Origin of the sequence: Pseudomonas sp. FSL W7-0098, assembly GCF_005930585.1 — a bacterium.
GTDB lineage: Bacteria > Pseudomonadota > Gammaproteobacteria > Pseudomonadales > Pseudomonadaceae > Aquipseudomonas > Aquipseudomonas bubulae.
This window is the reverse complement of the sequence record NZ_RXHW01000001.1, coordinates 635603-646433: the sequence shown is the minus strand read 5'-3', so window position 1 is coordinate 646433 and position 10831 is coordinate 635603. Positions and strand designations below refer to the sequence as shown.

Below are 10831 nucleotides of genomic sequence, written 5' to 3'. Positions count from 1 at the left end.
AGCACGATTACCAGGGGGCGGGGACCACCACAAACTGCACGTTGCCACCTACATAGCGGGGCTGATACCAGGTTGGTCCGCAGTGTTGATACGCCACATTGTTGGCCACGACCGATACGCAGTCCGCAGGCACGCTGGTGACTTGCGAGCCGATGGCTATTGCCGTGGCCGTGGTTGCACCGACCACGGCGGCGGCTGCCCACGGGTGATACCAGTTGTCCGGTGGTGGTGGCGCAGGCAAGGGCCGTGGCGGAGGTGGCATGGGCCGTGGTGCCGGGTAGGGATGCGATTGGGGGGCCGGCTGCGGGTAGGGGTGCGGCCCCGGCTGTGGATGCGGCTGTGGCTGTGGCATGGGGTGCGGCGCTGGGTGTCCGCCAGTGTGCGGCAGCACAAAAGTCCGTGCGCCACCACCACCGCGCAGTTGCCAGGCCAGGGCGACAGAGGTGTGCAGCAGGCAGGCGCTGAGCACGCCACAGAACAGCCAGTGCAGACGCTTCATGGTTGCGCCTCCAGGCTGTATTTGCTCGGGGCCCACTGCAACGGCACTTCCTGGGCACCTGCGGGCGGATCAAAATCAAAGCTGTGGGCGCTGATTGCCGGTTTGAGCTGCCAGGTAAAGTCGACGCTGTGACGCGGCTGCTCGGGTATGTCGCGACGGGTGATGGTCAGGCGGCACGGCAGGCGCTGTTCGCCCTCACGCAGCCACAGCTGCCAGTCGATAGCATCCTGACGCAAGGCGTAATGATCACAGCGCTGGCCGTCCAGCGTCTCACTGCCAATCAGCACGGCCGAACGCAAACCGGCCTGTCTGACGGTGTTGGCGTTCCAGCGAAACAGGTCGGCCAGCGGCAACTCGATGCCATAGCGACTATTGAGCAGGTCGATCAGTGCGTTGATGTTCGCCGGGGCGGGGGCGCTTGCGTAGTAGGGGCTGGGGCTCTGGTAGAGGGTGAAGCGCTTGCCGTTGTAATAGAGGGTGCGGTGTATGCCCTGATTGTCCACCGAGACCAGCAGCTTGTCCGGCGGTTGGGCCAGCAGTCGGGTGGTGTGCCGAAATTCGACGGTCTGGCCGTTATCCAGTACCTGGTCTGTCTGGCTGCGGGCCTCGACGCCAAACTGCTTGAGGCTGCGCAGGTAACTGCCCATCTGCTCCAGGGCCTGCACAGCCGCGGGCTCGATGGCGGACGGGTCGCCGGCATGGGCGTGCAAGGCCAGGGCCAGTAACAGGCCTGGCACTACGCGACGTACCCGAGGCATGGTCACGACGCTTACCAGACGTACTGCATGCGCAGCGTCCAGGTGGCGATATCCGGTGAGCCTTTGCGCTCGCTCACGGTGTCGGTATAGGCCAGCAGGCCGCCGAATTGGGGGGTGAGCATAAAGCCCATACTGGCGCCTGCCAGGGTGCTTTCCTGTTTGTTGTCCTGCCAGTCGCCGTCAATTTTTGTCTCGCCGCCCCGGCTATAGGTGGCGTCCAGCGAAGCCCACAGGGCGCGGTTGAAGTCGTAGCTGTAATGGCCTTCGATGGCATACAGGGGTTTTTGTTCGAGCTTGCTGTTGCCCTGGTATTCATCGTTGGACCCGAACAACGACACCATGGTGTTGATCTCCAGCCAGGTGGGGCCGATGGGGGTGCCGAAACCCAGCTCGGGTTTGTACACCCAGCGATTGGCACCGATATTGATCACCCGGTTCTTGTCATAGTCGCCGGTGGGGGTGGTGACTGTCAGGGCTGCCGTGAGAAAGGTCTCGGGAGTCCATTTGGCGAACTCCTCCTTGCTCAGGGCGGGGCCGCCAAAGATGTTGTGTGCGAACACCAATTGGGTGTCACCCATGCCACCGTTGTGTTTGGTACCGGTGAAATAGCGGGCGTTGTCGAATGATGCGGATAGATCGGCGTAAGGCTGCAGGATCTCGAAGGCACTGTTGCGCCCGTCGATACCGAAGCTACGGGCATAACGCAGGATATACAGGTCGGCATTGAGGGACAGACCGTCGATGGGTAGCGAGGTGTCGATGGGGGTATTGGAGTCGACGCGGTTGTAATAGCCGAACAGCATGTTCAGGTCGGTGGGGGTGTTTTGCCAGTCACGGGCGTTGTCGGCCCAGCCTGCCAGCGGCGTCAGGATCAGGGTGAGGGCGGTAAAGCTGGCCTTGCGAGCGGTACTTGCTCCCATCGTAGTGCTCCTTCAATCGCTCTTTGGCGGTTTATCGTCCGATGCCCGGCGTGTTTATTTGTTTACTGAAGCTAGCAGCAACCGCGAAATTCGCTGGCTGGAGACGCAAATGCTGCTGATTCTGTGGGCTGGGTCTCTTTTAAATGACGAGCGGTTATAGGTGTTGCGCTCGGGGAGCAGGGTTGGTGTTGTTCAAATTTTTGCTTTTGCTGTAGCCACCCCCAGGAATGGATTTGTCCCCGGTGGTTTTAACTGCAATACCGGCGACATATTTTCTCTGTGGGACCAAGCCCATTCAGCGGACTACTGGTTATTTAGCCACCTATGGGCACTGGCTGCGTGATATCGTATTGACCTTTATCCAGAGGCTATCCAATGCGAATGCTGATTAGCGTCATGAGTCTGGCCATGCTGGCCGGTTGTGTGTCTCCTGCGATGGACACTGCCCGTAACCAAGCCCCGACCCGGGTGCTGGCTTCGGAAAAAGCCACGGCGCTGGTGGCCGAATGCATCAAGTTTTCCTGGCAGGATGAAAGCGTGTTCGGGGTCGATGCCAGTGCCTATATCAATAACGACAAGGCTGGCAAACAGACCGTCTACACCCGTGGCGCCGAGTCCTTTGCCGATCTGACGCCCCAGGGCACCGGCACGGCAGTGAGCTACTACGCCCAACAGCCGGGTGATGCTGCTGCCATGCGCCGCCTGGCGATGCTGGCGACATGCCTGTAACCGCGTAATGGACTTGAGGCAGGGCTTTGTCCTGACCCGGCACTGGCGTGATACGCCGTCGGGTATCGAGGTCGACTTCTGGTTGGCCACCGATGACGGGCCGCAGCAGGTGCGCCTGCCTTACCAAACCTGCACCGCGTTTATCCCCAAGATTCAGCTTGGCCAGGCCCAGGCTCTGCTGCAGAACGAGCGCGATATCGAATGGCGTGAGCTGGCGCTGTGTGATTTCCAGTCGCGCCCGGTGATCGGCCTCTACTGCCGCCAGCATGCCCAGTTGATGGACATCGCCCAGCGCCTGCGCCGCGCCGGGGTCGATGTGTACGAGGCCGATATACGCCCGCCGGAGCGGTTCCTGATGGAGCGTTTTATCACTGCGCCGGTGAGCTTTGGCGGCCGTGTACAGGGCGACGGCCCGCTGCTGGACGTCCGGATCAAGCCGCATTCCGACTACCGGCCACGGTTGAAACTGGTGTCCCTGGATATTGAAACCAGCGAGCAGGGCGATCTGTATTCCATTGCCCTCGAGGGCTGCGGTCAGCGTCAGGTGTATATGCTGGGCAAGGCCACCGCGGCCGATACCCCGGTGGATTTCGACCTGGAGTTCTGCGCCAGCCGCGGCGACCTGTTACTGCGTCTTAACCAGTGGATGGCCCGGCATGACCCCGACGCGATCATCGGCTGGAATGTGGTGCAGTTCGACATGCGGGTGTTGCACGAGCATGCCCGGCGCCTTGGTATCCCGTTGCTGCTGGGGCGTGGCAGCAGTGAAATGCAGTGGCGCGAACACGGCACGCGCAAAAACCATTTTTTCGCCAGTGCTGCGGGCCGCTTGATCATTGACGGCATCGAGTCGTTGCGCTCAGCGACTTGGTCGTTCCCGTCTTTCAGCCTGGAAAACGTCGCCCAGACTCTGCTTGGCGAAGGCAAGGACATCAGCACGCCGTACCAGCGCATGGACGAAATCAACCGCATGTTCGCCCACGACAAACCTGCGTTGGCGCGCTACAACCTCAAGGACTGCGAACTGGTCACGCGGATTTTCGCGAAAACCGAGCTGCTGACCTTTTTGCTGGAGCGCGCCTCGGTCACGGGGCTGGAGGCCGATCGCAGCGGTGGCTCGGTGGCGGCCTTTTATCACCTGTATATGCCGTTGATGCACCGTCAGGGCTTTGTCGCCCCCAATCTGGGGGACAAACCGCCCCAGGCCAGCCCCGGCGGCTTTGTCATGGAGTCCGAGCCGGGGTTGTATGAGTCGGTGCTGGTGCTCGATTACAAAAGCCTGTACCCGTCGATTATCCGCACTTTTTTGATTGACCCGCTGGGGCTGGTTGAAGGCTTGCGCGAGCCTGGCGATGAAACCTCGGTACCGGGCTTTCGCGGTGCGCGTTTCTCTCGCACCCGGCATTGCTTGCCGGCCATTATCGAGCGCGTGGCCAAGGGGCGCGAAGTGGCCAAGCGGGACAAAAACGCGCCCCTGTCACAGGCCCTGAAAATCATCATGAATGCGTTTTACGGGGTGCTAGGCTCCAGCGGTTGCCGGTTTTTTGATACGCGGCTGGCATCCTCGATCACCCTGCGCGGGCATGAAATCATGCTCAAGACGCGGGCACTGATCGAGGCCCGGGGCTATAGCGTGATCTATGGCGACACGGACTCCACCTTTGTCTGGCTGCGCAGTCAGCACAGTGAGGAGGACGCGGCGAGTATCGGCCGTGAGCTGGTGCAGTACGTCAACGACTGGTGGCAGGCCCATGTGCGTGACGAGTATGGGCTGACCAGCGCACTGGAGCTGCAATTCGAGACCCACTACAGCCGCTTTTTCATGCCCACCATTCGTGGCGCCGAAGAGGGCAGCAAAAAGCGCTATGCGGGGTTGGTGGTGCACGCCGACGGCCGTCGGGAGATGGTCTACAAGGGGCTTGAGACCGTGCGCAGCGACTGGTCACCGCTGGCCCGGCAGTTCCAGCAGGCGTTGTACCTGCGCATCTTCAATCGTCAGCCCTGGCAGGCCTACGTGCGTGACTTTGTGCGTGCCACCCCGGCGGGTGAGCATGATGAACTGCTGATCTACCGCAAGCGCTTGCGCCGCCCGCTCAGTGATTACGAGCGCAATGTGCCGCCCCATGTGCGGGCGGCGCGGCTGGCCGATGAGTATAACGACCGGCAGGGGCGGCCCCGGCAGTACCAGAATGGCGGGACGATCAGCTACGTGATCACCGTGGCCGGCCCCCAGCCGTTGGAGAACCGCACCGCAGAAGTGGATTACGAGCACTATCTGTCGCGTCAGCTGCAACCGGTGGCCGACGCGATTCTGGTGTTTGTCGATGACAATTTCAGCGCCCTGGTGGGCGGGCAACTGGGGTTGTTCTAAGCGTCGCTGGCAGGGCTGGCGGCGGCCTTGGAGCGGGCACGATCCTTGGCGGCCTTGGCTTCGGCGGCCAGGCATTCCAGGCAGAACTGCTCGGCATAGCTCATCAGGATTTCGGTGGTGTCGCCCTTGATCGTGCGGGACCCAGCGAGGATATAGCGCATGCGTTTTTCCGTGACCCCGAGGCGCAGGGCAATCCAGGCCGGGGTCTGGCCGATACGGTCGACCAGTTTGTTGGCGTATTCGGTAGAGTGGTTGTAGCGTTCAGCATTGGGAAACATAGGGGTTCCATGGGGCGGTAGGATGAAGCCGGAGGGCATGGTACTCCTTTTCACCCGCGCCCATGATTTTGCCTGCCCCGGCGGTCACTACTTGACCGGCTTGATCAGACTCTCTGCCGGGATGCCAAACATCTCATGCAGCTTCCAGATCATGGGCAGGGTCAGGGAGCGCTTGCCGTTGAGCACTTCATACACCCGGTTCTGCCGGCCGATCGCAGGCACCAGGTCAGCCGCTGACAACCCGGACTGCTCCATCCTGAAGCGGATGGCATCCACCGGGTTGGGCAGGTCGACGGGAAAGTGCTTGGCTTCGTAGGCTTCGATCAGGGTGATCATAACCTCCAGGTAGTCGCCCTCAGGTGTCCCGGGCTGCGGTTCATTGTCGAACAGCGGCGAAACCGACTTCAGTGCGTCTTTGTAGTCCTGCTCTGTGCGAATTGGACGAATATTCATGGGTTACTCCATTTCCACGGTGTTGGCATCGATGGCGTCGTACTGCTGGTGAGTGCCTGCGAATTTGATATAAATGGCGCTGAAGCGGTAGGCCACAGCTACCACGAGCCGATAGTCGTTACCTTTGATGTTGAACACGACCCGGTTGCTCTTGAGAATGCTGGCATGGCGAAACTGCCCTTGATGTCGGCCGGCGTTTGCCAGTTCGCCTTTTTCGCTTCATCTATCCAGCAGAGGAAGGATTGCTCTGAGCCTGGGTGCTGTTGCCAAAAAATCTTGAGCTGACTGACTGCGATGATTCTCATAAAACGATCCTGGTCCCATGATGGGAATTTTGCAAGTTGGCTTTACGTCCTGTGCTGCTCAAATACCCTGCAACTCTCAGGAGCGCCAGTTTGAAAGCTTGAGCAAATATGAGCTGCGCCATTCAGGCCTCACTGCCCCCGGCATGGACTCTTCTGTAACAGCGAAAGACCCGGCCCAAGTCATGCCCGCCCGCTGTTTTATGAACTAGAGTTTCCCCCACTCACCAACAGACACGAGAGGGACTTTCATGACTGCGCTGGATGTTTTCTGGGTCGGGCTGGGGGGCGGGCTGGGCTCGCTGTTGCGCTGGTGGATCGGTTTGCGGGTAGGGCAGTTCTATAAGGGACCGTTTCCGCTGGGTACATTTTTGATCAACGTCAGCGGCGCCTTTGTAATCGGTTACCTGAGCATCCTGTTTACCGTGGACTGGCGCGACCGCTACGGCGACTTCCTCAGCGCCGCGGTGCTCACCGGTATCCTGGGCGGTTACACCACATTCAGCAGCATGCAGCTGGATGCCTCGAAACTGGCCAAGGCCAGGGATCGTGCATGGACCGCAGGTTATCTGATCATCTCGGTACTGGTCGGCCTGGCCGCCGCCGCTTTCGGCGCCTGGCTGGCGCGCTGACTCAGGAGTCACACCATGCTCAACATGATTATTCTGATTTTCGTCGGTGGTGCGTTCGGCGCCATGTGCCGCGAGTTCGTCATGCTCTCGGTGCCGCGCCTGGCCGATGGTTTTCCCATGGATATCTTTGTCGCCAATATCGTCGCCGCGTTCCTGCTGGGCGTGGCCACGTCGCTGTTCAAGAGCAACCGCATCAACCAGTACGTGCACGTGATGGTCGGCACCGGGATCATGGGCGGGTTATCCACGTTCTCCAGTTTCGTGTTTGGCGCAGTCGAGATGATGCAAGACCCGGGCAGTGTTTTTGTCTCCATCTGCTATCTGGTGATCAGCCTGGTAATCGGTTTTGCTGCCGTCGAACTGGGTCTGATTGCCGGGGCCAAGGTTACGCCGCTGCCTGCATCCGATACCCCGCAATAGGCCCTTGCAGCACCCATGAAAAAGCCCTCGTCAGAGGGCTTTTTTTATCCTGCCATGTCTCAGGCCAAAGACGTACGCTTGCCGAAGAACATCTCGGTGATCAGATCATTGTTGATTTGATCGCCCTGCAGGGTACGCACCAGCAACTCACTGCCCAGCAATGGCAACGACAGCACCATGGTCGGGTTGACGCGTTTGACCTTGGGCATGTTCCGCGTTTCGTTGACCAGTGCGATGATCTGGGTTTCGTCGCCTGCCACTTCCTTGGCCGCGAGGATGGTGAACACGTTTTCGGCGTCGCTGTCGCACAGGGTGACGATGTACTTGGCGTCCGCTGCACCGGCCAGTTTCAGGGTCGACGCGGCCGACGGGTCACCTTCAATGATATCGGCCTTTTCCGGCAGGTCATGCTGGCTGCCGGCCACGCATACCACCGTGACGTGTTCGCCGCGATCGGTCAGACCTTTATAGACGTTTTGTGCCAGGGAACCAACGCCAACGAGAATGTAGTGATTTTTACGCGCCATATGGGTAATCCTGCCTTTAACAATACGTTGGATGTTGTTGCTGATCAGCGGGCCGGCAATGGACGCCACCGAAATCGCGAAGATGGTGATGCCCAGGATGATCACTGTCAGGGTGAAAAAACGCGCATCGGTGGTATGCGGGACGATGTCACCAAAGCCTACGGTGGACATCACCACGATGGCGAAGTAGAACGCCGATGGCAGGTCCGTCACCGGCGGTGCAAAGCCATCACCGATGTAGAGCGTGCCCAGCGTGCTGTAGACGATCAGTGAGGCGATGCTGACCACCGCAAAGAAGCTGCCCGAGGCCAGGCTGTAGTGGTCAAAACGGCGCCAATAGAAGGCCAGCACGGCAATGGTGACCAGCGAGAAGAAGGTCACGCCGTCAGGTTTTTTCAGAATGAAAAAATCCACGCAGACCGTGGCCACCAGCAGCAGCAGGGAAAAAAACCAGCTGATGCGTGACTTGATCAACAGCCCCAGTGACATCAGCAGGAGTACAAGCCCCACCACAAACCCGGGGATTTCCAGCAAGGCTAAAAAGCTTAATGCCTCCTTCCAGGTATCAAAGGAGCCGGATTTGGCATTGGCATGGGCAACGCCACGTTCAAGCACCGGCAGAAACAAAAGAAAGCCGTTGATCGCAACCAGCAAGGCGACCCCATAGGCAAAGGAGATCCGATTTTTTACGTCCTGTAATAAAGTCATGGCACCTACGACGCGTCAGTTAAGGGGTGAGGGGAGTGTAGGTCAGGTTTATCGGGCTGCCACCAGCAGCCCGTGTGCTTGAGCCTCTGATCAGGCGTTGGCAGGCAGTTGGTCATAGCCGCGGATGTAGTAATTGAGGGCCGAAATCAGCCAGCACAGGACAAACATCCCGATGATCCAGTAGCCAATCTCGCCGAAGTTTTCACTGATGGCATTGATCGGCGTCAATATCCCGCCGGTGAGTTGCAGTTTTTCGGCAATCAACCCCAGCGCTTCGACACCACCAATAAACAGGGCCACCACCACCGAGGCGGCAGTGATGGTGATGTTGTAGTAGAGCTTGCGCACCGGTTTGGAAAACGCCCAGCCGTAGGCACCGATCATCACGAAGTTGTCCAGTGAATCGATCAGGGCCATGCCCACCGCAAACAGCACCGGGAATACCATGATTGACCACAGGCTGATGCCGTGGGAGGCGCTGGTGGCGCTGATGCCCAGCAAGCCGATTTCGGTGGCAGTGTCAAAGCCCAGGCCAAACAGAAAGCCCACCGGGTACATGTGCCAGCTTTTGTTAACCAGGTTGAACACCCGACCAAAAATTCGCGCCATCAGGCCACCCTGGTGGGTGGTGATCAGGTCCAGTTCTTCGGGGGGCAGGGTGTGGCCGGCCTTGACCTGTTTGAACTTCTTGTACACCGAGATCAGGATGACCAGGTTGAGCACGCCGAACAGCAGCAGGAATACCGAGGACACCAGGGTGCCGATCAGGCCGCCGGTTTCATGGAACCACTCCATATCGTCCTTGAACGCCATTGCCGTGGCCGCAATCGCGAAAGACGCCAGCACCACAATGGTCGAATGCCCCAGGGAGAACCAGGTGCCTACGGCTATCGGGCGTTTGCCCTGTTGCATCAGCTTGCGGGTGACATTGTCGATGGCGGCAATATGGTCGGCGTCCACGGCGTGGCGCAGGCCGAAGCCGTACGCGAGCAATGCGGTGCCCATCAAGACCGGGTTGTTGCCGAACTCGATAAAGGCCCAGGCCCAAGCCAGCAGGTTGGCCACGATCAGGCCGGTAAGCAGATAAATGGCGCGCCGTGTGGTGTTCGACGGCTCGGCATTTGTCAGGGGGTAGGCAATCGCGGTCATGGAAAGACTCCGGCAAAGGGATCGAAATTATTGGCGGTGGGCCGGCATGACGTCTTTGTTGGGCACCAGAAACAGCCAGGAAGCCAGTACAAAGGGCATGGTCAATGTCGGGATGCCAACCGGGGCCAGTACTGTATTCAAGGCGCCTTGCACAAATACAGTGAAAACCACGCCAATCAGGGTGTAGATCAACACGCGCCAGCTGGGCTTGTTGAAGGTCGAACCCAGGGCGATGGCAGTCAGCACGGCGCTGAAGGCATACAGGCCGTTATTGATGCTGGCGTGTTCGGCTTGCAGAACCACGGCCACCAGCACCGCCAGCAGCGAGCCCAGCAGGCCGAACACCGCGGCCCACAACGATGACACCGCCAACCCGGCGAGAAACAGCACGCTGCCGATCACCGTGCTGATCAAGAACACTTCGGAGATCCCGTAGAACGTGCTCTTGAACAGGTCGATACCATCGAACAGGCTGGTGTTGTACGCGACCAGATCATGGGGCAGGTTGGGCACGGGCAGGGCGCTGGTGTTCAGGCCGCCAAAGGCATAGCTGGCCAGCAGCATGGTCCAGGTCACCAGCACGAAGGGCGCCGTGAGGGCGGCGACTTTCCAGGTCTTCAGAATATCGGCGATGCAGATGGTGACGATTACCGAGACCACGCTGCCGAGGATAATACACAGCCACAGGATGGGTGTGACGGCGAGGAAGGTAGGCAGGGCAGCGCCGACCAGGCAGCCGTTATAGCCGTAGAGGCCGGCCTTCCAGGAAGTGCGGTCCTTGAGGTGCATACCGGTAAGGGTTGCCACGACCGTGCCCAGCACACTGCCGAAGGCCATGGCCGGGTTGCCTTCGCCAAACGCGCCGACAAAAATGGCGGCAAAAAACAGTAGCCCGGTCAGCGGGTTATTCTGGAACATGACCTGAGCACAACCACGCAGGGTGACGTCGATAAACTCAAGGACGACGTTGCCATCCACGATTTTCGACCACTTGGATGCAGCTTCCATATTGACTCTCCCAATTGAGCATTTGGCCAGGATCAGCTTGCGTAGCAGCTGCCATAGGAACGAGGCTGCGTTCGGCG

At 59.6% G+C, this 10831-nt stretch carries 12 protein-coding genes and 1 pseudogene; 4 read left to right on the top strand and 9 right to left on the bottom strand.

Features of this window, described 5'->3' with window-relative positions; genetic code table 11:
* Positions 1-7: 7 nt before the first annotated feature.
* The 3 genes from FHL07_RS23765 to FHL07_RS02810 are packed head-to-tail and all read right to left on the bottom strand — an operon-like array spanning position 8 to position 2177.
* Positions 8-499, bottom strand: a complete 492-nt coding sequence (locus FHL07_RS23765; RefSeq protein WP_238705491.1) for a hypothetical protein — start codon at positions 497-499, stop codon at positions 8-10.
* On the bottom strand, positions 496-1257 hold the full coding sequence (locus FHL07_RS02815; RefSeq protein WP_138738097.1) for a DUF2092 domain-containing protein: 762 nt from the start codon (positions 1255-1257) through the stop codon (positions 496-498). The genes FHL07_RS23765 and FHL07_RS02815 overlap by 4 nt, the downstream gene beginning before the upstream one ends.
* Positions 1258-1268: 11 nt before the next feature.
* Positions 1269-2177 (bottom strand): transporter, encoded by a 909-nt coding sequence (locus FHL07_RS02810; RefSeq protein ID WP_095000488.1) that lies wholly within the window; start codon positions 2175-2177, stop codon positions 1269-1271.
* 375 nt (positions 2178-2552) lie between these two features.
* Here FHL07_RS02810 and FHL07_RS02805 point away from each other — a divergent pair, with 375 nt between their 5' ends.
* Positions 2553-2906 carry a hypothetical protein gene (locus tag FHL07_RS02805; RefSeq protein WP_178084364.1) on the top strand — a complete coding sequence of 118 codons (354 nt, stop codon included), beginning with the start codon at positions 2553-2555 and terminating at the stop codon, positions 2904-2906.
* 7 nt (positions 2907-2913) lie between these two features.
* Positions 2914-5277 (top strand): DNA polymerase II, encoded by a 2364-nt coding sequence (locus FHL07_RS02800; protein WP_138738070.1) that lies wholly within the window; start codon positions 2914-2916, stop codon positions 5275-5277.
* On the opposite strand, the gene FHL07_RS02795 is transcribed toward FHL07_RS02800, so the two are convergent.
* From FHL07_RS02795 to FHL07_RS02785, 3 genes and pseudogenes are all read right to left on the bottom strand, one after another.
* A complete protein-coding gene (locus FHL07_RS02795) occupies positions 5274-5555 on the bottom strand; it encodes a hypothetical protein (RefSeq protein ID WP_016781210.1) in 282 nt (93 codons plus the stop codon). The two genes, FHL07_RS02800 and FHL07_RS02795, sit on opposite strands and share 4 nt — an antisense overlap.
* An 87-nt stretch (positions 5556-5642) precedes the next feature.
* Complete coding sequence (locus FHL07_RS02790; RefSeq protein WP_138738069.1) at positions 5643-6008, bottom strand: helix-turn-helix domain-containing protein; 366 nt, start codon at positions 6006-6008, stop codon at positions 5643-5645.
* Positions 6009-6011: 3 nt separating this feature from the next.
* A pseudogene (locus tag FHL07_RS02785) lies at positions 6012-6313 on the bottom strand (type II toxin-antitoxin system HigB family toxin).
* A 248-nt stretch (positions 6314-6561) separates the two neighbouring features.
* On the opposite strand from FHL07_RS02785, the gene crcB (FHL07_RS02780) reads away from it, so the two are divergent.
* Positions 6562-6942 carry a fluoride efflux transporter CrcB gene (crcB, locus tag FHL07_RS02780; protein WP_095031652.1) on the top strand — a complete coding sequence of 127 codons (381 nt, stop codon included), beginning with the start codon at positions 6562-6564 and terminating at the stop codon, positions 6940-6942.
* A gap of 15 nt (positions 6943-6957) precedes the next feature.
* Complete coding sequence (gene crcB / locus FHL07_RS02775; RefSeq protein WP_095018080.1) at positions 6958-7362, top strand: fluoride efflux transporter CrcB; 405 nt, start codon at positions 6958-6960, stop codon at positions 7360-7362.
* Positions 7363-7421: 59 nt separating this feature from the next.
* On the opposite strand, the gene kch is transcribed toward crcB (FHL07_RS02775), so the two are convergent.
* From kch to yut, 3 genes are all read right to left on the bottom strand, one after another.
* Positions 7422-8597 (bottom strand): voltage-gated potassium channel protein, encoded by a 1176-nt coding sequence (gene kch, locus FHL07_RS02770; protein ID WP_095026517.1) that lies wholly within the window; start codon positions 8595-8597, stop codon positions 7422-7424.
* A gap of 90 nt (positions 8598-8687) precedes the next feature.
* On the bottom strand, positions 8688-9746 hold the full coding sequence (locus tag FHL07_RS02765) for a HoxN/HupN/NixA family nickel/cobalt transporter (protein WP_138738068.1): 1059 nt from the start codon (positions 9744-9746) through the stop codon (positions 8688-8690).
* A 27-nt stretch (positions 9747-9773) separates the two neighbouring features.
* Complete coding sequence (yut, locus tag FHL07_RS02760) at positions 9774-10754, bottom strand: urea transporter (protein ID WP_095018079.1); 981 nt, start codon at positions 10752-10754, stop codon at positions 9774-9776.
* Between the last annotated feature and the right edge of the window lie 77 nt (positions 10755-10831).

Excerpts from the sequence above, each read along its gene's own strand:
- FHL07_RS23765 (WP_238705491.1), bottom strand. The coding sequence starts at position 499 with ATGAAGCGTCTGCACTGGCTGTTCTGTGGCGTGCTCAGCGCCTGCCTG.
- FHL07_RS02815 (WP_138738097.1), bottom strand. The coding sequence starts at position 1,257 with ATGCCTCGGGTACGTCGCGTAGTGCCAGGCCTGTTACTGGCCCTGGCC.
- FHL07_RS02810 (WP_095000488.1), bottom strand. The coding sequence starts at position 2,177 with ATGGGAGCAAGTACCGCTCGCAAGGCCAGCTTTACCGCCCTCACCCTG.
- FHL07_RS02805 (WP_178084364.1), top strand. The coding sequence starts at position 2,553 with ATGCGAATGCTGATTAGCGTCATGAGTCTGGCCATGCTGGCCGGTTGT.
- FHL07_RS02800 (WP_138738070.1), top strand. The coding sequence starts at position 2,914 with ATGGACTTGAGGCAGGGCTTTGTCCTGACCCGGCACTGGCGTGATACG.
- FHL07_RS02795 (WP_016781210.1), bottom strand. The coding sequence starts at position 5,555 with ATGTTTCCCAATGCTGAACGCTACAACCACTCTACCGAATACGCCAAC.
- FHL07_RS02790 (WP_138738069.1), bottom strand. The coding sequence starts at position 6,008 with ATGAATATTCGTCCAATTCGCACAGAGCAGGACTACAAAGACGCACTG.
- crcB (WP_095031652.1), top strand. The coding sequence starts at position 6,562 with ATGACTGCGCTGGATGTTTTCTGGGTCGGGCTGGGGGGCGGGCTGGGC.
- crcB (WP_095018080.1), top strand. The coding sequence starts at position 6,958 with ATGCTCAACATGATTATTCTGATTTTCGTCGGTGGTGCGTTCGGCGCC.
- kch (WP_095026517.1), bottom strand. The coding sequence starts at position 8,597 with ATGACTTTATTACAGGACGTAAAAAATCGGATCTCCTTTGCCTATGGG.
- FHL07_RS02765 (WP_138738068.1), bottom strand. The coding sequence starts at position 9,746 with ATGACCGCGATTGCCTACCCCCTGACAAATGCCGAGCCGTCGAACACC.
- yut (WP_095018079.1), bottom strand. The coding sequence starts at position 10,754 with ATGGAAGCTGCATCCAAGTGGTCGAAAATCGTGGATGGCAACGTCGTC.